The sequence below is a fragment of the Candidatus Paracaedibacter symbiosus genome (genome assembly GCF_000757605.1).
GTDB classification, from domain to species: Bacteria; Pseudomonadota; Alphaproteobacteria; order Paracaedibacterales; family Paracaedibacteraceae; genus Paracaedibacter_A; species Paracaedibacter_A symbiosus.
In genome coordinates this window covers 1,432,721-1,456,720 of record NZ_JQAK01000001.1, presented here as the reverse complement: position 1 = coordinate 1,456,720, position 24,000 = coordinate 1,432,721, and the positions used below count along the sequence as shown (strand labels likewise).

18 protein-coding genes and 1 tRNA gene are annotated in these 24,000 nt (G+C 42.4%); 6 read left to right on the top strand and 13 right to left on the bottom strand.

Annotated elements, in window-relative coordinates; all coding sequences use genetic code 11:
• Positions 1-206 precede the first annotated feature (206 nt).
• Positions 207-4,265 carry a hypothetical protein gene (locus IG80_RS0106660; RefSeq protein ID WP_198027248.1) on the top strand — a complete coding sequence of 1,353 codons (4,059 nt, stop codon included), beginning with the start codon at positions 207-209 and terminating at the stop codon, positions 4,263-4,265.
• Positions 4,266-4,284: 19 nt separating this feature from the next.
• Here IG80_RS0106660 and glyS read toward each other — a convergent pair whose 3' ends face one another.
• The 10 genes from glyS to glmU all read right to left on the bottom strand — a co-directional run bounded on the left by glyS (position 4,285) and on the right by glmU (position 17,518).
• Positions 4,285-6,315, bottom strand: a complete 2,031-nt coding sequence (gene glyS, locus IG80_RS0106655; RefSeq protein WP_032113045.1) for a glycine--tRNA ligase subunit beta — start codon at positions 6,313-6,315, stop codon at positions 4,285-4,287.
• A gap of 3 nt (positions 6,316-6,318) precedes the next feature.
• Entirely contained in the window at positions 6,319-7,182 is an 864-nt protein-coding gene (locus tag IG80_RS0106650; protein WP_032113044.1) for a glycine--tRNA ligase subunit alpha, read from the bottom strand.
• A 533-nt stretch (positions 7,183-7,715) separates the two neighbouring features.
• Positions 7,716-8,132: an RNA polymerase-binding protein DksA gene (gene dksA, locus IG80_RS0106645; protein WP_032113043.1), complete on the bottom strand. Its 417-nt coding sequence runs from the start codon at positions 8,130-8,132 to the stop codon at positions 7,716-7,718.
• A gap of 86 nt (positions 8,133-8,218) precedes the next feature.
• Entirely contained in the window at positions 8,219-8,974 is a 756-nt protein-coding gene (locus IG80_RS0106640) for a glycosyltransferase family 2 protein (RefSeq protein WP_032113042.1), read from the bottom strand.
• Between the two features lie 118 nt (positions 8,975-9,092).
• Complete coding sequence (gene dapB, locus IG80_RS0106635; protein ID WP_032113041.1) at positions 9,093-9,878, bottom strand: 4-hydroxy-tetrahydrodipicolinate reductase; 786 nt, start codon at positions 9,876-9,878, stop codon at positions 9,093-9,095.
• A 28-nt stretch (positions 9,879-9,906) separates the two neighbouring features.
• Positions 9,907-11,058, bottom strand: coding sequence for a molecular chaperone DnaJ (dnaJ, locus tag IG80_RS0106630; RefSeq protein ID WP_032113040.1), 1,152 nt, complete (start codon positions 11,056-11,058; stop codon positions 9,907-9,909).
• A gap of 323 nt (positions 11,059-11,381) precedes the next feature.
• Positions 11,382-13,298 carry a molecular chaperone DnaK gene (gene dnaK, locus IG80_RS0106625; protein ID WP_032113039.1) on the bottom strand — a complete coding sequence of 639 codons (1,917 nt, stop codon included), beginning with the start codon at positions 13,296-13,298 and terminating at the stop codon, positions 11,382-11,384.
• Positions 13,299-13,546: 248 nt separating this feature from the next.
• Positions 13,547-14,131, bottom strand: a complete 585-nt coding sequence (gene grpE / locus IG80_RS0106620) for a nucleotide exchange factor GrpE (RefSeq protein WP_052046170.1) — start codon at positions 14,129-14,131, stop codon at positions 13,547-13,549.
• A 216-nt stretch (positions 14,132-14,347) separates the two neighbouring features.
• The gene (gene glmS / locus IG80_RS0106615) at positions 14,348-16,177 is read right to left on the bottom strand and encodes a glutamine--fructose-6-phosphate transaminase (isomerizing) (RefSeq protein WP_032113038.1); all 1,830 of its coding nucleotides are present in this window, start codon (positions 16,175-16,177) and stop codon (positions 14,348-14,350) included.
• Between the two features lie 27 nt (positions 16,178-16,204).
• Positions 16,205-17,518: a bifunctional UDP-N-acetylglucosamine diphosphorylase/glucosamine-1-phosphate N-acetyltransferase GlmU gene (gene glmU, locus IG80_RS0106610; RefSeq protein WP_052046168.1), complete on the bottom strand. Its 1,314-nt coding sequence runs from the start codon at positions 17,516-17,518 to the stop codon at positions 16,205-16,207.
• A gap of 360 nt (positions 17,519-17,878) precedes the next feature.
• Here glmU and IG80_RS15675 point away from each other — a divergent pair, with 360 nt between their 5' ends.
• Complete coding sequence (locus tag IG80_RS15675) at positions 17,879-18,049, top strand: hypothetical protein (protein ID WP_198027246.1); 171 nt, start codon at positions 17,879-17,881, stop codon at positions 18,047-18,049.
• 139 nt (positions 18,050-18,188) lie between these two features.
• Here the strand turns inward: IG80_RS15675 and IG80_RS0106605 are convergent, their stop codons facing one another.
• Positions 18,189-19,070, bottom strand: a complete 882-nt coding sequence (locus tag IG80_RS0106605; RefSeq protein WP_156962074.1) for a hypothetical protein — start codon at positions 19,068-19,070, stop codon at positions 18,189-18,191.
• 106 nt (positions 19,071-19,176) lie between these two features.
• Between IG80_RS0106605 and IG80_RS0106600 the strand changes: the two genes are divergently transcribed.
• Positions 19,177-19,887, top strand: coding sequence for a hypothetical protein (locus IG80_RS0106600; RefSeq protein WP_032113036.1), 711 nt, complete (start codon positions 19,177-19,179; stop codon positions 19,885-19,887).
• A gap of 98 nt (positions 19,888-19,985) precedes the next feature.
• Positions 19,986-20,792 (top strand): RMD1 family protein, encoded by an 807-nt coding sequence (locus IG80_RS0106595; RefSeq protein ID WP_052046166.1) that lies wholly within the window; start codon positions 19,986-19,988, stop codon positions 20,790-20,792.
• Between the two features lie 113 nt (positions 20,793-20,905).
• Here the strand turns inward: IG80_RS0106595 and hslU are convergent, their stop codons facing one another.
• Together hslU and hslV are read right to left on the bottom strand one after the other, a co-directional pair.
• Positions 20,906-22,216, bottom strand: coding sequence for an ATP-dependent protease ATPase subunit HslU (gene hslU / locus IG80_RS0106590; protein ID WP_032113035.1), 1,311 nt, complete (start codon positions 22,214-22,216; stop codon positions 20,906-20,908).
• Positions 22,213-22,767, bottom strand: coding sequence for an ATP-dependent protease subunit HslV (gene hslV, locus IG80_RS0106585; RefSeq protein WP_032113034.1), 555 nt, complete (start codon positions 22,765-22,767; stop codon positions 22,213-22,215). Before hslV ends, hslU begins: the two co-directional genes overlap by 4 nt.
• A gap of 478 nt (positions 22,768-23,245) precedes the next feature.
• On the opposite strand from hslV, the gene IG80_RS0106580 reads away from it, so the two are divergent.
• Both IG80_RS0106580 and IG80_RS0106575 read left to right on the top strand, forming a co-directional pair.
• The gene (locus tag IG80_RS0106580; RefSeq protein ID WP_032113470.1) at positions 23,246-23,605 is read left to right on the top strand and encodes an HIT domain-containing protein; all 360 of its coding nucleotides are present in this window, start codon (positions 23,246-23,248) and stop codon (positions 23,603-23,605) included.
• A 111-nt stretch (positions 23,606-23,716) separates the two neighbouring features.
• Positions 23,717-23,792: transfer RNA gene (locus IG80_RS0106575), tRNA-Phe, on the top strand.
• The last annotated feature ends 208 nt before the right edge of the window (positions 23,793-24,000 follow it).

Genomic DNA, 24,000 nt, shown 5'->3' with positions numbered 1-24,000 from the left:
CATAAAAAAAATTGGACGAAAAGCGATTTCTGTTTGCTTTTTAAGCACGGATAATATACAAAGTTATCATTTATAAAAATGAAATTAAAGTTATTAATCACCTATTATTTCATCTCAATTGTACGGCATTTTAAACTCAGTTAAAAATAAAAAGTAGGTTTATTATTCAAACTTCAATCGTCCTCAAACTTTCTTTTATCTCCGTTTTGGGATATGGAGCTGCTTTTGCCCTCTATGAAGGAAGTAGCAACTTCTTAAGCGGTTTGGGTATCTACGGGGTAAAAGATACTCAACTTTCAGACTCCCAGCCTAATCATTCTATGGACGTTTTCTCTCCAAAATCACCAGAGACATTCTCTGCCCACTTTGGCCCTTCCTCTCTTAATATCCCCGAGGATTTTAAAAAGTTTTTATTTGGAAAGTCGATCGATCAAACATTACCTCCTGCTGGTTTTTTTGCTATCAAAGACTTAAAGCATTTTATCCAAGCCGACGCCCCTCCTTTTACTCATAAAAAATCCCATGGCCAGAGGTTATACTCGTCTCATCACCCTTTAATAAAAGGGGAGAAAGAAAAAGCTGAAACTTTTTCCCCTAATTCATTAAAAATCACCTCTTTTCCTGTACACAAGATGTCTAAGGATGTCATAACTCATCCTCAAGTGAACTTAAGAAAAGGTTCGCCTAAATATTCGCCACGGAATCACATATTTTCTAAAAATCCCTCGAGCGATTCCCCTGAAAAAGACGCTACAGGAAATAAGACAGGAGACGATTTAGACCAAACAATTATTTCTCCTATAGAGACTCTCCATACAAATACGCTTGATGGGGGGGAAGAATTTCCTCTTTCTATTCATGAAGGGGATGCTTCTATGTCATTTCATGGCCCTGAGGTGGAAGAATACTATTCTGTTGGGGAGACAGGAGACGATTTAGACCAAACAATTATTTCTCCTATAGAGACTCTCCATACAGATACGCTTGATGGGAGGGAAGAATTTCCTCTTTCTATTCATGAAGGGGATGCTTCTATGTCATTCCATGGCTCTGAGGTTGAAGAAGAAGTATCTTTTACTCCTTTAATACCCCAAGAAATAGCCACTTCTAGGGAAGAGCAAGAGGCCCCCCCCTTCTTTCAACTGCGAAGCACTTCAGCGTCAACTCACCCGTCTCGGAATTCGGAAGAAATATCTCGTCCCTTTTGTCTTCCTCAAAACTTAGTCAATTCGGTGGACTTACCACCGGTATTACCCCTCTCTCAGGTTTCTCGCCTAGAAACCGTAAATCAAATATCTCATTGGCTTAATTCGCAAAATCTATTAGATGATTCTCGCGCTATCGAGATACTCGACACCCTTGATCCTTCTCTACGAGAATCCGTGACACACAAATTAGCAATTCTTCCTCCCAGCATAAATTATCAGGCCAGCTGGAATGCCGCGCACAATGAGGAAAAAGCTTTAAATCAGAAGTTACATGCTTGCCAGCGTCGCCAGCAATTTTTAGAATTGCAAATTGCGCAACGCGCTCAAGATCGAGATTTTTCTCTACGGAGTCCGGATTTAGAGGAAGTATATACCTATTATGATCAGCACTTTCTTGAATATGATCAGCTTGTCTCACGTCTAGGTGAGGCTACTGTCGAAAACCGCGGCAACTGGTTAAATACTTTTAAAGAAAATCACCCCACTTTTAAGAATAAAAAACTCGCTCGTATAACACAAATGCATCAGAAAGCCAAAGAGAGCTTCGATCAACTCATTATCTTATATAACAGTCTTTCAGAACCCCAACGTAAGCTGCTGATAAGTAAGCCAATTAACCGCGTCTTATTTATTGGCAATGCGCTCATGGAAACCGATTATAAATCTTCGGCACTTGAAGGATTAGCACCGATCGAATTATTAGCGCTTTCTCACCAAATGAGAGAAAAGGGTCAAGATAAAAATACAGAGGCCACTCGAAAAAGATTCGAATTTTATACAGCGCTGTGTGAGCTTACTGAAAATCTTTATACAGATTTAGCCCCTGTTTTTAGTGAAGATGTTATACTTCAACCAAATTTTTCATCCGAAAAAAAGCCTTTTGCTTTTCTGGAAGCTCAAGAAAAAATGCAACGTAAAGCCCAGCTTCGCAATATCCAGTCAGAAAAGTTTTTAAAACAGCAGTTTCAAATTATCAAAGATAAAATTGAGGCTCTCGACGCCGACAAACAAAAGTTGTTAGTGGAAAACTTGAAAGAAGCCTATAATCGAGTCTATAACGCGGCTTACGCAATTATAGTTGGTAAATATCCAGCTGTAAAAGAGGATGTGGAAACATTTATTGTTCATGGCTTAAATTTGAAAGACTTAACTCATCAAGAATTACTCGCTTTGCGTTATGTACTTGAGCAAAATAGTAGTTTATTGCAGCCGCTCCAAACCTCCAGTAAAACTAAACATTTTTGGGAACAAATTCTCACCAAAACAGAGCTACTCTATAAAGATACATCCTTGCATAAAAGCGAAGAAGTTTGCATCGGATTCACAGAGCATTTTAAAGAAGAAGAACCCTTTCATAAACTGCGTCTTTTAGAGGAAAAATCCACGCCTATACCGGTCACCCCCCAACCTATAAGTTCTAAAAACACTGGCATGGTAAAAGAATTACAAAGAAGGATCGGCTCCAGAGGAAATGACACTCCTTCCTCTGCGTCAGTTGTTGAATTGGCGCCACCCCCACCGCCACCACCAGCACCAACTGTTGGCGCACCACCGCCTCCACCTCCTCTTCCTCGTGGATTATTGACATCACCCTCCTTGTCAGTAGGACCAGTGAATGCTGCACCACAAACGGGAATGGCAATGATGCTTGAAGAATTAGCAAGAAGAGTTAGACGAATAGAGGCCACACCAGAAAATATAGCTTTACCGACTTCTATCCCTATCGATCAGCCAGCAGTTAGCCTTGAGGAATTAGTAGAACAATTAGTTAAACTCAGCCAAACTCAACAAAAGGTAGATGAAAAAGACGAAGAATTAGATACCCTTTCTAATAGATGGGGCAGAGGCTACGTTGATATAAGTGACGGTGTTTCTCTAGTTCCTCAGCAAAACCAAATCGATTTAATTGCTGAACGAGTAGAACATTACCATCTTTCTCAAGAATATCTCCAGCTTTTACAAGGAGAAGAGTCTGCGGATAACATCAGAAGAATGAGAGTTCTTGAGCTTATCATAGAAGGTAAAGACGTAGCAGTACAAGCCCACACTCGACTACAGGAGAAGAGCAAAGAGAGATATTATGCTGAAGCGCTTCGCCCACTTCGCCAACGGTTAGTAAGAGTGATCAATGACTTTTACAGTGCAGCGGAGACGAAAGAAATAGTGGGGAAGGCAAAGTCATTCTCTCATACCATTAAAACTGACTTTCTTTTTACAGAGCTTTTACAATGTGATTATAAAAAAATCGCTAGCTATGAAAAAGAGATCAAAACAATGAAGATCCCAAACAATCCTTTTATAAATATGGCTTTAGCATCCGTATTAGCAGGGGTTACATTGAAAGATCAATCGGCTCAGGACAACATAAATCGCATTCATCAAATAGCTAAAAATTATGAGTACAAAATTGTAGAGTATATTAATAGCTTATACTTAGAAAATATAACCAAGAGTTATGAAGAATTAGAAAGTATTACACTCCTATCTGAGAACCCCTTAGCTCAGAAGCGATTAGATAAATTAAAATGGTCGCTCAATCTTTTCACTCGAAATCCTTTGGACTTTTCTGATGATTATTGGGATAAATCGAAGCTAGATAATTTACCTTCTTGCCTTATTGCAGCATTATATGGGCATCTTACTAATTCTCAGCATGAATTGCCACCTTCGACTAAAAAACGGATTTCATTTTTAGACAAACTCGTGGCTACCTACTATCGTGAGGGTTTACCTTGTATGGTTGAAGGCATAACGGAACTCTTTGAATCTTCTACTCAGTTAGATGTCATTTCTAATACACGCGCAACTAAAGGGAAAAAGGTGTATGAAGCACTCAATATTGATCTCAACCAGCAGCGGCAAATTCTTCAAAAAGCGAGAGACCGGGGCTTAAGAGAGCAAGAACGATTAAATCCCTCATCGACCTTAAGGAGAGCGTCCAACATCCCTCCGGCTCCTCCATTAGAAAGGCCGGTTATTAGCACTCCTCCTTCCCCGCCGCTGCGTCATTTTGGCATGCAAACAGGGGAAAACAGGCCTGATAGGGAAGAAAGATAGAATGCTTTTCAGAGGCTAATTAACCCTCAAGCTTACTAAAATCTGCCACTTTACGCGTCTGATCAATTAACTGCTGCAGTAAGGCAAACCGGTTGAGACGTACAGTCTCAACATCATCGTTGATTTTCAAAGTGAAGAAGTCATCCACAACTGGACGCAGCTCAGAGAGCAGCTGCATCAACTCAAGATATTGGCCCTTTTGCAACAAGACTGGCGCCTGATGCGCAAGTTGGTCCAACTGCGACAACAGCTTCTTTTCTGCTGGATCAAATAACTGCAATGCAACTATTTGATGATTGGAAAGGTCAATCTCACTTTTAGCCAAAATCCCTTGAGCTCTCCTAAAAGCTGCCTGCAAAGAAGTCCCTGACTCGCTTTCTAGAAACTGATGAAGACTCGCTGCTCGCTCAGCCAAAGAGCAAATATTTTCATCACGGTGTTCTGCCTCCAGTACAGCAGCGATACAATCATGACGGATTCCAGCAGCCCGCAAAGCATGCGCCAGCCTTTCCAAAATAAAATCAACAACTTGATCTACTTGAAAACCCTTAGCAAACACGATATTTTGTTGCGTATAAAGCATCGCTGCAAGATTTAACTTCTCGCGTAAATCGTAATCCTTTAAGTGATTTTCCCGGATAATTCGAATAATCCCAAGAGCTGCGCGACGCAAGGCAAAAGGATCTTTTGACCCTGTTGGTCTTTCCCCAATTCCAAAAAAACCAACTAGTGCATCCATTTTATCCGCCAAAGCTAACTCAATTGCAGCTGTATTTTGGGGGAAAGAATCGCTCGCGCCCACCGGTTGATAATGCTCTTCAATTGCCTGGGCAATAGATTCTGTCTCCCCTTGAACTCGGGCATAAATTCCCCCCATAATCCCTTGGAGTTCAGGAAATTCCCCCACCATTGAAGTGACAAGATCAGCTTTACACAAAATAGCGGCTCGTTTTGCCTCTGCTGAGTCAACCAGAGCGGCAAACCGCTGAATGCGCTGCCCAAGTGTGCCTAATTTCGCATGAAAGGTAATTTTATCAAGCTTTGGCACCAATGTTCCTAAGGCACTCTTACAATCTTGGTCATAGAAAAATGCTGCGTCACTAAGACGCGCACGCAACACTCTTTCATACCCACGTAACATATCTTTCCCACCATCCGGTGGCACTGTGTTGGCAGCAAAACCAAAATAAGGGGCGATGTTCCCAGCTTTGTCAACAAAAGTAAAATACTTTTGATGCACCCGCATAGAAGTAGAGAGGACAGGTTTTGGTAGCCGCATAAATTCCTTATTAATTGTCCCCAACATCGCTTTCGGATATTCGGTAAGCCCTGCTACTTCCTGCAACAATTCTTTATCGGGCTCCAGCACGCACTCCTTTTCTTGCGCCAATGCTATCAATTTCTCTTCGATGCGGTGTTGCCGTTGCACATGATCTAAAACCACATAAGCTTTGGCTAATTTTTCTTGGTAATCAGTAAAAGAATGAACCATTAACTCTTCCGGCGCCAAAAAGCGATGCCCATAAGTTTTATTGGAGGCCGTGATACCAAACTCTGGCACATCAAAGAAAATAGTCTTGCCATCAAGCAAACAGAGTAGTGAGCGTACTGGGCGCACCCATGTTAATGTTGCTCCTGGCCAACGCATGGAGGTTGCCCATGAAAAACTACGAATAATCCCCCGTACTAGATCAGGAATTAAATCTGCTGTTGCTTGGGCATTTTGTGTGATGATCACATACCAATAATCGCCTTTTTGGAGACATTGATCTTGCGTCACACCTGCCGACTTTAAAAACCCTGCCATGGCAGCTTCAGGCGCATTAACGCGAGGGCCCCGTCTTTCTTCGGTAGATTTTTTAGTCTGTCTTGCCAATCCATCAACCACACAAACAAGGCGACGCGGTGTTACAAAAGTTTGAACAGAGGTAAAATCAAGCGCGCGTTCTTTAAAGGCGGTTTCCATTGCAGCTTTCAATTCATCTGCTGCCTTTAACTGCATGCGAGCTGGAATTTCTTCTGAAAAGAGTTCAAGTAGTAGTTCTGCCATGATTTATTCTCCAACCCATACTTGACAACAGCCCTTTGCCAAAGCCCGCACCCGTCCAATATAGCCAGCTCGCTCTGTCACACTGATGACACCACGAGCATCCAACAAATTAAATAAATGGCTTGCCTTAATACATTGGTCATAGGCTGGCAATGGTAGCTTGCGTGCCAATAACTGTTCACATTCTTGTTCAGCATCCTTGAAATGTTGCTGCAGTATTTCAATGTTTGCCTCTTTAAAATTGTATTCAGAAAATTCTTTTTCATTACGCAGATAAACATCGCGATAGGTAAGTTTTTTAGCGCCTTCCTGACCATTCCAATTCAGATCAAAAAAACTATCCACCCCTTGCATTACCATGGCTAAACGCTCTAATCCATAAGTGATTTCTGCACAGACAGGGGCGCAGTCAATACCACCAACTTGCTGGAAATAAGTAAACTGAGTGGCTTCCATCCCATCACACCAAACTTCCCACCCTAAACCTGAAGCCCCCAATGTTGGGCTTTCCCAGTCATCCTCTACAAAACGGATGTCATGGTTGTTAAGATCAAAGCCGATGGCCTTCAGTGATTCAAGATATAGATCCTGCGCATTTTCTGGAGCAGGCTTCAAGATCACCTGGAATTGGTAGTAATATTGGAGACGGTTCGGGTTTTCACCATATCGACCATCACTGGGCCTGCGACTTGGTTGCACAAATGCCGCATTCCACATTTCTGGGCCCAAGGCCCGAAGCGTTGTTGCCGGATGGAAAGTCCCTGCACCTACTTCCATATCATAGGGTTGTAAAATGACACAGCCCCAGTTGGCCCAAAACTGTTGCAAGTTTAGGATCATCTGCTGGAACGACTGTTTTGGCTGCATTTTATTTACCCTTTTTCATACTCAAGTAATGGTCACCCTTCGCCCGTATCATCACTGCGAAGGGGCGACATAGGCTGCAGCAATCTCCTTCTTTATAAGGAGATCCCTACGTTGCCTAACATTTCCTCGGGATGACAGCACCGAAAAATTCAGTAATGACCATCTATATACATTTATTTATAATGAAAGTAACGAAATCAGCTATAAATAGCAAGAATTCCCACAGGAATTCACTTAACGATAAGGGGGAAATATTTTGAGAGGAAAATGATGTCAAATTTCAATATATTACACCTCGTTGAGAGGATCGCATGCTCTGTTGCAATGGGTTAAAGTGAGAGGAGTTTCCCACTAAATTTACTCTATGTACCCAAAATACCTTAAGAAACCGGATTATGGCCAGCAGCGCTGAAGCGGCTTTTATTTTGGCGCGAGGCGAATAATAAGTCCTCTTTAAAAAGCGCCAAGATAAAAGTGAGCCTCAAATGCAAGGTCAGAAACTAGCCTCTTAAGGTATTTTTAAGGAGCTCCTCTTAATAATCGCGCTGAAGACGCTCCCGACGCTCGTGGCGCTCTTGAGCTTCAATCGTCAATGTAGCAATGGGACGTGCTTCTAGCCGCTTGAGATTGATTGGCTCACCTGTCTCATCACAGTAACCATAGGTCCCTTCTTCGATACGGCGCAAAGCTTCCTCAATTTTATTAATCAGCTTGCGTTCACGATCACGGGCACGTAACTCAATTGTGCGGTCTGTCTCGTTAGCTGCAGAATCAACAATATCAGGTTCAGCTTGAGGATCTGTTTGAAGATGGTTGATCGTCTCATTAGATTCTTTTAAAAGTTGCTCCCTCCACGATAACAGCTTGCGGCGGAAATACTCCAGCTGCAATGGATTCATGAAGGGTTCATCGTCCTTAGGACGATAGGTTTCAAGCAGAGAAAAACTCATAAAAAACTCCGGCGAAACAGCTTACATTATCAATTATAATGCGACAAATTATCACCTCTGTCCACAAATTTGTTTAAAATTTTACTCTATTTATTTTTAAGAAAGTTTAATTTTATGTATTTGTAAAAACAGCTTTCAGCGTTGATAATGCTGAGCAAAAACCCCCGACTCCCATCCAAAAACCCAAACTTAAAAATATAACCTCGCAAAAAAGTCCATAAAGACCGAAAAATAGCTTTAAACAAACTCGCAGATTTCCCGTGATTTTTCATATGGAGCGCCGAAAGGGTTGAATAGGCATTCATTTTAGCAATAACCCCTTCGAGTGAGGTAAAAGAATTATGCCAAATAACGTCTTGAATCTTACCAATCTCCCCGTCCACGATGAGGGATTCATGAACCGGTATCTCTTTAAAGCGGGCTTTATTTCTTTTAAATAATCTTAAAGGATAATCAGATTTCCAATCGCCATAATACAAATATTCACCGCAAAATTGAGTAATTCGTTTAATTTTATAGGCGTCTTTTGCCTGAGGATTATTAATTACTTCTTGAATTTTCTGAATTAACGCTGGGGATACAACTTCATCTGCGTCTATGGACAAAACCCAGTCAGAAGTGGCTTTATCAAGTGCTCTATTTTTCTGCACGCCAAAACCCGGCCAATCAGTGACAAACACGTGAGGTGTATATTTGCGACACAACTCAACAGTATTATCTTGGCTTCCTGAATCGAGAACAATTATCTCAGCGGCAAAGCACACTGACTCCAGACATTTTTGAATGTTCTGTGATTCGTTTTTCGTAATCAGAATCACTGAAAGAGTTTTGTTAAATGACATTAAACCTCTTTTTTAAACCCAAGAATTTTGTTTTATGACGAGCAACCTTTTGATGCAGCAACTGGAGTTTACATAAGTAAATGAAGCTTGCAAATTAAAATTTAGGGACGTCAGCGAGTTATAGGCGACGGTTTTCAAGAGGTCTATCAAAGACATCTTGCATCGTATACAGCCCAGGTTTCTGATTGATCAGCCAGCGCGCCGCCTGGATCGCTCCTTTGGCAAACAATTGGCGATTCAGACTTGTGTGCGATAATTCGATGATGTCATCATCACCTAAGAACCGCACTGTATGTTCGCCAAAAACACTACCGCCACGCATCACAGCAAAACCGATATCTCCTGCTTGGCGTTTTCCTTGACGGTCCATCACTTTGACTTCATCAAAATTAAGGGTACGCCCCAAAGCAGCTGCCTTACCAAGGCTTAGAGCTGTCCCCGATGGTGCATCCCTTTTTTGCCGGTGATGAGTTTCAACAATTTCGATGTCGTAATCCAGATCCAGCTGTCGGGCTGCAATTTTAACGAGATTGGAAAGAATCGTAATGCCCATACTCGTATTAGAAGCTTGTAAGAGAGGAATAGTAGTTGCTGCTGCTTGAAGCGCTTCAAAATGAGAGGTCTCCAATCCTGTCGTACCAATAACAAGGGGTTTTTTATGGTAAATAGCCTGCTCAAGATGTTCTGTCAATGTATGGGGTGTTGAAAAGTCTATCAACAAGTCAGCATTCATAAATGCGGGAGCTAGCACATCACTGATTTCAACGCCGTAAAGTTTTTGTCCCCGTTGGGGGTTGGTGGAGGAAGTCACCCCTCCTATCAACGTTAAATCAGGTGCATCTGCGATGAGTTCAGCCAAATGGTGACCCATTTTACCCGTGATGCCAATCAGAGATATTTTCATCGACAACCTTTTTTATGGTGGCGTGAGATCAACTCTTCCCACTTAAATCGTTCCAAAATTCTTTGACCTTTGTAAAAAATCCAGAGGACTCAGGGTTATTTGATTCATGTTTACCGTGTTTTTCGAATTCCTGAAGTAGTTCACGCTGTTTTTTACTCAAATTCATCGGCGTTTCAACCGATGCTTCGATATACATATCACCACGTACAGTGGTGCGCAGAACACTCATTCCCTTGCCGCGCAATCTAAATTGGTGACCACTTTGGGTGCCAGGAGGAATCTTAACTTTTGCCCGTGTGCCATCAATCGTTGGTACTTCAATTTCCCCCCCAAGAGAGGCTGTTATCATGGTAATGGGGATGCGACAATAAATGTCTTTGCCTTCACGTTTGAAAATTTTGTGCGGACGAATCGTGATAAAAACATAAAGATCACCACTTGGGCCCCCTCGCATCCCTGCTTCGCCTGCCCCGGCAATACGGATCCGCGTACCATCATCAACTCCACCGGGAATTTTGACATCAATTGTCTTTTCTTTACGCACTCGACCTGTGGCATTACAACTTTTACAGGGTTTTTCAATCATTTGGCCCATGCCATGGCATTGAGGGCACGTCTTTTCAATAGTAAAGAAACCTTGCTGGGCACGAATCCGACCACTGCCCCGACACATCGTGCAGTTTACTGGCGCTGCGGAGTTTTCTGACCCCGACCCTTTACAAGGCTCACAAGGAACACCCGTCAAGTAGCGGATTTTAGCAACAGCACCTTTAAACGCTTCATCAAGGCTGATTTCGTAATTATAACGGATATCTGAACCGCGCAAGTTTGCCTCTTGTCGGCCACCGCCACCAAAACCACCCCCAAACATTTCATCAAAAATATCGGCAAAAGAGGAGGTAAAATCAAACCCACCCGCCCCCTGATGACGGGCACCGCCACCACCTTGAGATTGATCAAAAGCCGCATGTCCGAATCGATCGTAGGCGGCTTTTTTTTGCTCGTCCTTTAAGACGTCATAAGCCTCTGTTGCTTCTTTAAACTTTTCTTCTGCGGCTTTATCACCCGGATTTCGGTCAGGGTGATACTTCATCGCAAGCTTGCGGTATGCCTTTTTAATCTCGTCTGCGGATGCAGTGCGAGCAATACTCAGAAGTTCGTAATAATCTTTTTTGGCCATCGCAGTTATCTTTAACGTTATTTTTTGAGGTGCTTTAGGTTCTGTGAAAACAGGTAAGATGCTTCCTCACCTTGATTTCTTAAAACGTCATTGCAAGCCTTCGTCAGAAAGCATAGCAACCTCCTCGAATATATATAACAAGGAGATTGCCACGTCACTTCGTTCCTCGCAATGACAAAATAATCTTGACGACTATTTATACCCAAAATATTTGAAGAAGCCAATTTCTGACGTCGCATCTGAGACTTTCTTAACCCTCACTTAGGTATGAGAAGATTAAAATACTCTCAGATTCACTTTTATCTTGGGTATATGTCTTAACATTATTTCTTTGAAGAATGATCGTCTTTGACGTCTTCAAACTCAGCATCAACAATTGTACCTTCTTGAGGCTGGTCAGTTTCCGGCTGTGGCGCAGCTGCACCTGCTTCAGCTTGCGCTTTGTACAATGCTTCGCCCAGCTTCATTGAAGATTGCATCAACGCATCAGTTTTGGCCTTAATTGCCTCTGCATCATCGCTCTCTAGAACTGCTTTCAAGGCAGCCAGATCAGATTCAATCGTGGCCTTATCTTCGGCAGAAATTTTATCGCCATGTTCAGTCAACGTCTTTTCTGTCGCATTGATCATGGTTTCAGCCTGGTTTTTTGCTTCAACGGATTCACGACGTTTTTTATCAGTCTCCGCATTGGCTTCGGCGTCTTTAACCATTTGCTGGATTTCATCTTCATTCAAGCCACCAGAAGCCTGGATGCGAATTTGATGTTCCTTATTGGTCGCCTTATCTTTGGCTGATACTTGGACAATACCGTTGGCATCTATGTCAAAAGTTACTTCAATTTGTGGCATGCCACGAGGTGCTGGCGCAATTCCCATTAAGTCAAATTGACCCAACATCTTGTTATCTGCCGCCATTTCACGTTCCCCTTGGAAAACCCGAATAGTCACCGCTGTTTGATTGTCTTCAGCTGTTGAGAATACTTGGCTTTTCCGCGTTGGAATTGTCGTGTTCCGTTCAATTAACCGTGTGAAAACACCACCCAATGTTTCAATTCCCAATGACAATGGCGTTACATCCAACAACAAGACGTCCTTAACGTCACCCTTCAAGACTGCACCTTGAATCGCAGCGCCAATCGCCACAACTTCATCTGGGTTCACGCCGCGATGCGGTTCTTTTCCAAAGAAGCTTTTAACTGTCTCCAAAATCTTTGGCATACGAGTCATCCCACCAACCAAGATCACTTCATCAATCTCAGAAGCAGAAACGCCCGCATCTTTCATCGCTGCTTTGCAAGGCAAAATTGTGCGTTCAATCAAATCAGCCACCAATGCTTCAAGCTTAGCGCGCGTCAATTTGATGTTAAGATGCTTTGGACCTGAGGCATCAGCTGTGATAAACGGCAAGTTAATGTCAGTTTGAATGGCTGAAGAAAGTTCAATTTTTGCCTTTTCAGCTGCTTCTTTCAAACGTTGCAAAGCTAGGCGGTCTTGGCGCAAATCAATGCCGCTTTCGCGCTTAAATTCGTCAGCTAAATAGTCCATAATGCGAGCGTCAAAGTCTTCCCCACCAAGGAATGTATCCCCATTGGTTGATTTAACTTCAAAAACACCATCGCCAATTTCCAAAATGGAAACGTCAAAAGTTCCACCACCAAGGTCATACACCACAATAGTACCAGTGCCTTTTTTCTCTAGCCCGTACGCAAGTGCTGCTGCTGTTGGCTCGTTAATGATACGCAACACTTCCAAACCAGCGATACGACCTGCGTCTTTAGTTGCTTGACGTTGAGAGTCATTAAAGTAAGCTGGCACCGTGATCACTGCTTGAGAGACTGATTCACCCAAATAGTTTTCTGCTGTCTCTTTCATTTTTTTTAAAATCATGGCGCTAACTTGGCTGGGGCTGTACTTTTCACCATGTGCTTCGACCCAAGCATCCCCATTGTCAGCCTTAATAATCTTATAAGGAACCAATCCGATATCTTTTTGTGTCATTGGGTCATCAAAACGACGTCCAATCAAACGCTTAATCGCAAACAATGTATTTTCAGGGTTGGTCACGGCCTGACGTTTAGCCGATTGTCCCACCAAAATTTCACCAGATGTTCCAGAAAAAGCCACCATCGATGGTGTGGTACGAGCTCCTTCTGCATTTTCAATAACCTTCGTGTTTCCATCTTCCATAATGGCAACACAGGAGTTTGTCGTCCCCAAATCGATACCAATAACTTTAGACATTGCTACCTCTTTTTAAAATTTATTACGCTACTCATTTTTATTAAATTAGCAGCCGAACAGATACTCTGCTAACAAATATAGAAGTCTTTAACAAAAAAATCAAGAGAGGAGGGAATTTTGTCATCACATTCCCTATTATAGTAACTTTAGTTCGAAAGCTGACATCTTATAGAATTTTTTAAAATAGCAGAAGATCGTCAAAAATTACCTCACAAAATGTCAACTTTCAGCTAAGTTTACTATATTCCTTACGCCATTGTATCCACTTTGGGCGCAGTTGCCGATACTGGCTTAGCAACCCCCACTAAAGCGGGGCGCAGCAACCGTTCATGTAAAACATAACCATGCTGCAAGACCTGAATGATTTTGCCTGATTCATGCTCTCCTGTTTCAACCTCAAACATAGCCTGATGGAAATTAGGATCAAACTTTTCATACAAGGGATTGAGTTTTTTCACTCCTTGGCGCTCCAAGATTGACAACAACTCTTTTTCTGTCATATCAACGCCTGTCACAAGGGACTTTGTTGCCTCAGATAATTCTTCTGTCGGTGGACAATTATCCAGCGCACGCCGTAAATTATCAGCCACACTCAACAATTCACGCGCAAAATTACTGATTGCAAACTTCTGCGTATCTTCACGTTCTTTAGCAGCACGGCGGCGGCTGTTTTCTCCCTCCGCCAATGCGCGCATCCATTGATCTTTCATTTTTTCTAGCTCCGCTTGGAGCGATTCAACTGTTACCGTTTCAACTGATGCACCATCAACAGTTCCAGCTTCTTCAGCCGTACCAGGGGTTTCAGATTCAGGTTTTTTTTGATGTTCTGACATTAGAAAACTCCTTAGAAAATAAAATATTTTTAGATATATAACGCAGCAGATGGTCCTCGATCCTTAAGAAAAGACTTTAAGAATAATCTTACTCCGAAAGATTGAGGCTATTTGCTTTTTTAAATACATCGATTAGGGCCGTAAGTAAAAGTAAATCTTCCTAAAATAATTTTATCTCTCCTCGCCCCTCGCGCATTTTACGAACAATCACAAAAACTACTCAACCGTGACCGACTTGGCCAAGTTCCTTGGCTGATCCACATCTGTCCCTCGTAATACAGCCGTGTGATAAGCTAAAAGCTGCATAGGGACCGCATAGACAATCGGTGCCACAAAAGATGAGCACGTCGGCATTTTCAACACTAAGCTGTCGATATGGTTAGCTTCTAGAGCTTTTTGTCCTTTGGCATCAGTTAAACAAATCGTCTTTGCTCCACGCGCTGCTACTTCTTGAACATTCGACAGTGTCTTTTCAAACCATACATCCGTTGCCGGAATATTGACAACCACCGGTACCGTATTATCAATTAAGGCGATTGGACCGTGCTTTAATTCGCCAGCCGCATACCCTTCAGCATGAATATAAGAAATTTCTTTAAGCTTTAAGGCCCCTTCTAAAGCGACTGGAAAATTTGTCCCACGCCCTAAAAATAAAACATCCTGGGCCTTTTCAAGGACGAGTGCAACTTGATGGATATCAGTTTCAGTTTGTAACGCTGTCATCACTAAACCTGGCGCTGTCATCAGTTCAGTGACTAACGCCTTTTCTTGACTCTGCGTCAAGTGCCCCCGTTGTTTGGCAGCATAAATCACAAGATTTGCCAAAACTGTCAACTGTGCTGTAAAGGCTTTGGTTGAGGCAACGCCAATCTCAGGCCCCGCATATGTCAGCAGTACGTCTTGCGCGGTTCGAGCAATAGAGCTTTCAGGAACATTCACAATTGCAACTGTTTGCTGACCTTTTTCTGCTGCCAATGTCAAGGCCATTAGGGTATCAATCGTCTCACCTGATTGTGAGATCACCAGAGTAATCCCCTCCTCAAGAAAGACAGGATCGCGATAGCGGAACTCTGAGGCAATATCCACTTCCACTGAGATTTTGGCATAGGTTTCAAACCAATATTTTGCCACCATTCCAGCATAATAAGATGTGCCACAAGCAACAATCGATAACTTAGGCGCCGCCATCCAATCGGCTGTGGTTGAGAGCTTTGTTGCCAGCGCTTCACTATCCACATACTGTTGCAACGTCTTGCCAATCACCATTGGTTGCTCAAAAATTTCCTTTTGCATAAAATGAGCGTAGCTACCCTTTGCAACCGCATCTGCTTTGAACTCAACCACCTTTATAGGGCGAGAAATTGCCTGATGGGCCACATCATAAATCTGATAGGATTTTGCTGTAAGTTCAGCATAATCACCATCTTCAAGATAGATCACCTGATTGGTCCAGTCGGATAGCGCCAACGCATCGGAGCCAATATACATCTCGTCTTTGCCAATACCAATAACAAGTGGACTCCCTTTACGAGCCACCAGCATTAAATCTGGGAATTGCCTCAAAATAATCGCCAACGCAAAGGCACCGACAATGTCGCCTAAAAGGGATTGTAAACACTCAAGGGGTGTTTTTCCTTGTTTGAGATAGTCGGTGAACAGATGAACCACCACTTCTGTATCTGTTTGACTATTAAAAACATAGCCTTTTTGCTGCAAGCCAGCTCTCAGTTCTGCATGATTTTCAATAATTCCATTATGAACCACCGCCACATATTCATTGCTATGCGGATGAGCATTAGTTTGATTCGGCACACCGTGAGTTGCCCAGCGGGTATGGGCAATTCCAACATTTCCTTGAACAGGGTGATGTTGAAGCAAATCTCTTAAACTTTGGAGTTTACCAACAGCACGTCGAACCTGAAATTGACCGTGATCAATTGTAGCAATCCCTGCAGAATCATAACCTCGATACTCAAGACGCGATAACCCGTCCATAATTCTTGGCACAACGTTCTCAAAGCTATTAATTCCGACGATCCCGCACATACTCTATCCCTTACTTTTTTTATAATTTTATTTATAGAACCTAGACTTAACCCAATTTAATATAATTTTCTGCTTTTCTCTGGCAATCCCTAAAGCTTGCCCAGGCACATCTTTGGTGATCACACTACCAGCCCCAATCAAGGCTTCGTCCCCGATGGATATCGGTGCAACCAAGGCACTATTAGACCCAATGAAAGCACCCGCCCCAATCGTTGTTTGGTGCTTAGCAACCCCATCATAGTTACACGTAATAACCCCTGCACCAATATTGGCTTTTGTTCCCACCACTGCATCTCCTAAATAGGTGAGATGCTTGGCTTTGGCGCCCGTGCCCAGTCTTGATTTTTTAACCTCAACGAAATTACCAACCTCAGCTTTATCTTCCAAAATTGTGTGGTCACGTAAATGGGCAAACGGTCCAACTTTTGTGTCATTCCCCAACAGTGTTTTAACCAGATGGCAATTGGGATAAATTGTCACATTTTCGCCGACCGCGACGCCCTCACCAAAAAAGACATTCGGATAGATCGTCGTGTCCCGACCAACAACGGTGTCATGCGCAAAATAGACTGTATCGGGATCAAGCAATGTCACTCCCGACAGCATCATTTTATGGCGCAACATTTGTTGATACTGCTGTTCCGCCTGAGCTAATTGAGCCCGATTATTAATACCATGAAAAAGAGTGGAATTGGCAGCTTCAACCACATAGCTTTCAATACCATGACTTTGGCCTAACGCCATAATATCTGTTAGATAGTATTCTTGCGCTGCATTCTGGCAGGACAATTCTGGTAATAGCTTCTTAAGTGTCGCCAGAGAGGTTAAAATAATCCCCGTGTTACATAAGTTGATTGCTCTGATCTCCGGCGTCGCCTCTTTAAATTCAACGATACTGATAAGCCTTTTACCTTCCGCGACAATCCGTCCATAGTGGCCTGGATCGGTCAAGCGCATTCCCAAAACACTGATGCTGTCTTTATGGTGTTGTTGATGCTGCTGAAAAAGAGCTTGTAGTTCTGCCTCTTGAACTAACGGCACATCCCCACACAAAATCAATACATTGCCATCGTCACATTGAAGTTGCTCTAGGCCAGCACGTACCGCATCACCCGTCCCTCGTGGGTGATGTTGTCTCGCCACTTTGGCAGGACGTCCCCCCGTTACAGCGAGTGCATCAAGCTGAGGCGAGACAACAACAACCACCTCTTCAGTCAAAGCAAGAGCCACATCAAGAACGTGATGCACAATGGGTTTGCCCGCCACGGGATGTAAAATTTTAGGGGTGTTAGAGACCATACGCGTTCCCTGCCCTGCGGCCAACACAATAACTGAAAGCATTTTCTCACTATCTAATAAATTATTTTTTTACAGACTAGCACAGTTTTTCTCAAAAAATCCCTCATTATTTATTACATTTTATTGCAGTTTTATCCTCAAAAAACTTGAAGATACGAAGACAAAAGCCCTGAGTTTGAGTGGTGAAGAGATTGCTCTTTGTAAGGATGTAGACGAGAGAACTTATACTCTATTTAAAGCAATTTGTTGAAATTAAAGCTATTGAACCTTATAAATACCCCTATTAAACTGTGGCCCTAACCTTCCTAAATCGGTCTATATCCACGTGAATATAGAAGGCGTTCATGATAATTATTATATACGATTTGTAAAGAAAATCTCCTTTAAAATTGCACTATAAAAATGTCAAATTTTTTAGTTAGTTTAATTTTGGGCTTAGTGTTTATTACCAATACTCAAGCAGTAATGGTTGTCCGCGACGGTGATAATCCAACAACTCAAGCAAGTTTGGTGAAGACAACCACTCATATTTGCCCCTTTTTTTACCGACGAATAATAGCCTCAATAGTATAAAAGCACCTCCAAAAGCTTCTCTTTAAAAAAATTTTTCATAATTTTGTTAATAAGAGTGAGCCTTTTGGGCCCACATAAAAGCCGCCTCAAATCTGCTGGACGTAATTTTCAATGCTTGAGAGACGGCGAGCGTATTGAGTTATGATTGCGTAGCCAAAATCAAATTGACCAAATAATCGGTCGGTTTATGTTTATATGTACCTGAATAAAGATGGGGATTTCGTATATAAGCAACCAACCACTGCCAGCTCTCAATACCTAATTGCCTGCAATTTTGATCGTTCTTAATCGCGGACATAAATCTCAAAAAAGTCTCCTTTTGTTCTGGATAATGGGCGCCCTGATCTGTCAACCCCTTCCCATTACAAACGCGACCAACTTTGCGGGATGCACTGGCCGTTGCAGCCCAAAGATAGCCCAAACCATAAGATCCTTTGCTTGTAAGATCTTTTGATGTTTCTTGTTTTAAACTTCTAAAGAAGCTTGCGGACAGCGTTTCTATTTGTTGATTGAGAAGAAAAGCAGCCATCGCCGTCTTGTCAGGCAATGAAGATGGCCCCGCCTGGAAAGTTCGATCAACCTCATTAGTCGCAATAGTTGAAGAGGAGCTTGCTATCGTCGAAACAAATTTATTATCAGGATCAATTGCCTCGAGTACAAAACGGTAAAAATTAAAGTCTTCCTGAAATTCCCTTAATCTTTCAACGCGTTCATTCCAATACTCTTTATGCTCTTTACAATAATCTTTTCCTTGAGCAATCGCCTCTTTATCTTCCTGTGTATATGATTCCGAGATAGGGGTTCGGTAAAATCCTTGACTCGCCTCTGCCGCTTGGGCTCTTTTTACCCATTTCTTTTGAGCGGATGTGCATAGAGCTGAAGCTTGTTTATACTCCCGGGTTCGCGGTGTTTTGTTTTCTTGTTCCCCAAAATAATCCCGCAATGTCATCAAATCCGTATCATAATCACCTGCATGGCCAATCTCCATAAAAAATATGACAGTAATAATTAATTTAATCATCCGCATTTTCGAGAGCTCCACGATGTGTTATATTACCATAAACAGACGACCCTTAAAAATTAATTAAACAATAAACCCTCAATTTAGGCAATAAAATTACAATACGATGGCCAATAGATTTTACGAAAATTATGATATCTCTGAAAGTTTACGCGAAAAAAGTTATCCTCATTACTTTTGCCTTTTGACTACTCCTAGAAAATTCCAAGACGCACTTGCCTTTATTTGGGGGATTGCAGCAGAAATTCGCTTCATCCCCTTAACTGTCACCAATACCTTAGCAGGATTCATGCGGTTAACGGCTTGGCGGGATCGTTTGCAAACTTGGCAACAGGATGAACTTATTGATTGGTTGAATAGTTACGAGGTTTTTTTTGATGAATCATTAATCATTAAGAAACAGTGGCCAGAATATATTAAAGGGGAAATGTTACTCATGAGGCATTCGCTTTTACTGCTGCAAAAGGAACCCTCTCCCGAAATAATTGAGGCAGCAGAAGCTTTGGGTAAAACCATAGGCTTGATTTATTTACTGCAAAGCGATCGCAAATTTGGCTTTGAGGCTGATGCGCCCTTTAAATCCCGCCTTACAAAAGTAATTGAAGATCACCTAGCAACCTTAAACCGGTTAAGAAAAATCCCTAAAGAATGTCGTAGTTTGTTTGCCTTAAGTGGTTATTGTCACATGTGGTTAAAACAATACAAAAAAGCCTACCATCCGGTTACTCTCACCCCGCTTAAGATTTCTTTAGCCATCTTGAAACAGAAATTATACCCAACATACTTGAAGAGGCGGGATTATAATCAGCAGATTTGATGCGACTTTTATTTTGGGTAGAAAGTTTTTTGGTGTAAAAATTCCTTGGAAACCCATATACTTAAAAGTAAATCACTCTAAGTCGCGACTAAATTAAAATGAATTTTGACTGTTATTCCTTTTGCACTGGCGACACCTATGATATTGACCCTTTAGCTAAAACGTTGCGTGAAAAAGGACTTGATCCAAAATTTTATGACAATGTGATTTACATTCATCCTCCTTCCGAAAATGAGCAAAACCACATCTTTTTCTTTCCCTATGGTTGCGTTGTTTTTTGGGGAGTTGAGCCTAGCGAAAGTCAGTATTACCTTGATATAGCTAAACAACATGTCACCAAACCAATCCCTCGCGTCATTACTGATCAATGTTTTTATTACTATGGTGTGGAAACATCGATTATTGAAGAAAGTGATGAGTTAATTCTTGAACCTGGCGACCCATTGGTGCTTTTGTCCTTCTCCTATGCTCTCTCCCAATCAGTAAAATTGACAGCCTTTGAAGAGTCAATTGACAATATCATTCAAAAAACGAAACACTTGCCTGAAGAGATGGCACAAAAAGGCACAACCTCTCTCTCCCGCCGGAAACTCTCTAAAAGCATTGGCGTGCTATTTGCCGAACGCCATTCCATTAATCTGCACAATGATTTACTGGATACGCCTGAGTTTTTCTGGCGCCGCCCCGCATATGAGCCTTATTACCAAATGGGGATTACCTATTTAGATATTAGCACCAGAACCAACATTTTGAACCAACGTCTGGCAGCTTTACATGAATTATATCAAGTCCTCTCGGATGAGTTAAAGCATCTCCACTCCTCCAGACTTGAGCTAATCATTATCTATTTGATTGTCACCGAAGTGATCCTGGTGATTGTGAAGGATATTTTGAAGCTCGTGTAAAATGTAAAAATCAGAGAGTTCACGCGTCTTGTAACACATGAACTCTGGACACACGGCAATGAAACGGTAATTACCAATAAGGAGGAGGATTAGGTTCTTTGCCCCTAACCTCTTTACAAAATAAACTTAGACAAATCAACGTTTTGCGCTAGGTTTCCCACTGTTTTTTGCACATCATCGCCCGAGATTGTCACCCTTTGGCCTGCCATATCCGGCGCTTTAAAGCTTAATTCTTCCAACAGTTTTTCCATAATTGTATGGAGTCGGCGTGCGCCAATATTTTCTACATTTAGGTTCACCGATGCCGCTAATTCTGCAATGGATTCAATCGCATCTTCGGTAAATTCAAGGTTTAGATTTTCCGTTGCCATCATCGCCTTTGCCTGCTTAATCAAATTGGCTTCTGGCTCTGTCAAAATACGAACAAAGTCATCTTTAGCAAGGGCTTTGAGTTCAACCCGAATTGGAAGACGCCCTTGAAGTTCTGGCAACAAGTCTGAAGGTTTAGCAATATGAAAGGCGCCAGAGGTCACAAACAAGATATGATCCGTTTTCACCGTTCCATGTTTTGTCGCCACATTGGTGCCTTCGATCAATGGCAGCAAATCTCGCTGCACCCCTTCCCGACTGACATCGGCGCCTTGGCGTTCGCTGCGCGCACAAATTTTATCAATTTCATCGATAAAGACAATACCATTTTGCTCAACCATCTCAATGGCTTCCCGCACAACTTTTTCTTGGTCAAGAAGCTTATCTGCCTCTTCCGCAATCAAAATCGCCATTGCGTCTACTACTTTGAGTTTGCGCGTCTTCATGCGTGAGCCAAAGGATTTGCCCAACAAATCTCCCAAATTCAGCATCCCCATTTGGGCCCCGGGCATTCCCGGAATATCAATGGACGGCATGGTAGCAGATGCATTATCCGCCACATTAATATCGATTTCTTTGTCTTGGAGTTGGCCTTCATGAAGCATCTTACGGAACTTAGCTCTCGTTTCAGGGCTGGCCGTCTCGCCCACTAAGGCATCGAGGACTCGTTCCTCCGCATGCACTTCGGCTTTGGCATTAACCTCAACCTTTTGGCGTTCGCGCGTTAGATTGATCGAAATCTCTGTCAAGTCACGAATGATCTGTTCCACATCGCGACCAACATAACCAACTTCGGTGAACTTTGTGGCTTCTACTTTAATAAAAGGAGCCTGTGCCAATTTCGCCAAACGGCGGGCAATTTCTGTTTTACCAACACCAGTTGGTCCAATCATCAAGATGTTTTTAGGCAGCACTTCTTCTTTAAGTTCCTGATTGAGCTGCATTCGACGCCAACGATTCCGCAATGCCACTGCGACTGCACGCTTTGCATCATCCTGACCCACAATAAACCGGTTGAGTTCGCTTACAATTTCCCGAGGTGTTAAGGCTGTCATATATCTAAACTTTCTAGCACAACATTATTATTGGTATAAATACAAATATCGGCCGCGATGCCCAAGGCCTTGCGTGCGATTTGTTCAGCATCAATCCCGTCCATATCAACTAAAGCTCGTGCTGCTGAGAGGGCAAAGGCACCACCTGAACCAATACCGATCAACCCATCTTCTGGTTCCAATACGTCACCCGTACCAGTTAAGATGAAGGAGACGTTTTGATCAGCTACTGCCATCATGGCTTCTAAACGACGAAGATAGCGATCTGTCCGCCAATCTTTCGCCAACTCTACGCAGGCTCTGGCTAATTGATTCGGATACATCTCCAGTTTGGCTTCTAATCGTTCAAATAAAGTAAATGCATCCGCGGTGGCACCAGCAAAACCAACGAGAACTTTGCCTCCAGCAAGGCGACGAACTTTACGTGCCTGAGATTTTATAACAGTTGCGCCCAGAGTCACTTGACCATCACCGGCAACCACAATCTTGTTTCCTTTACGAACGGAAACAATCGTTGTTCCTCGCCATTGGGGAGGTGTTGGGTTATTCATGACACTTCCTTTCGATAAAATTTGTTTATCTGATGTTTATGCCCGCCATTCGTAATTACTAGGTTGTGTAAACAAAATTAATAATGAATTTATTTCAATTTTTGTTCGCAAAATCTATGTTATACCCAAAGCAATTAAAGAAGACGGGATTATAGCTAGCAGATTTACGGCGACTTTTATTTTGGCGGCCCGCGAAAGTTGCGCCTCTCTTCAAAGACGGCCAAGATAAAAGTGAGCTCAAGGTTGTTTTGCTCTTATGGGAGCGTGGTATATTTTGGGACATTTTTTAGCTGAAAATGAAGCCAAATTTCGATAAAATAGTTTATCTACTTCGAGAAATTTGAAGAAATTTGCAAGCAAAAATGACCAAAATAGACTTGTTCAAATAGGGTCAAAACAACCTCAAATGCAAAGCCAGAAACCGCCTTCTTCAAGTGCTTTGGGTATAAATCAACTAACAAAGAACGGAGGCATCATCATGTCTTATAATTCTTCTAACATATTTGCGAGGATTTTGCGCGGAGAAATTGCATGCGTCAAGATTTTTGAAAATGATTATGTGCTTGCCTTTAAGGATATCCACCCCAAAGCTCCCTATCATGTCCTAGTTGTGCCAAAGGGTGAGTATCGCAATTTTCATGATTTTCATGCCAACGCTCCTGCAATAATGATTGGTGAGTTCTATCAAGCCGTGCGGCAAATTATCGAGCAATCTAAGCTCAATCAAGATGGTTATCGCCTGATCACTAACTTTGGTGAAAATGGTGGCCAGGAGGTTGATCATTACCATGTTCATATTCTGGGAGGTAAAGCCATTGGCCCACTCATTGCAAGTTGAGGACAGGATAAGCCTCTCCCCTTTTTAAAGCAGTCAGCAAAAATTTTAGCTATAATTCATTTTACACTGGACAATAAAGGAGATTTTTTCTATACAAGGTGTATCGCTTGTGCCCGAATAGCTCAGTTGGTAGAGCAAGGGATTGAAAATCCCTGTGTCGCTGGTTCGAATCCGGCTTCGGGCACCATCGATTTCAAAACCATCTTTTATTTTACGTTCTTAATTCCCCTGTTTTTGGCCCTCATTTTCTACCCGCCACACTCTAATTTAGTTGAAAAGTTGAGAGCAAAATTTCTTGTTTAACTTCCCTTTGAAATACCTAGGTCCTGTCCTCTGTCTCCATGGTTGGGCGTGAAGGGAAATTTGCCAAGCAAAAGAGACTCTTTTAGATTGGA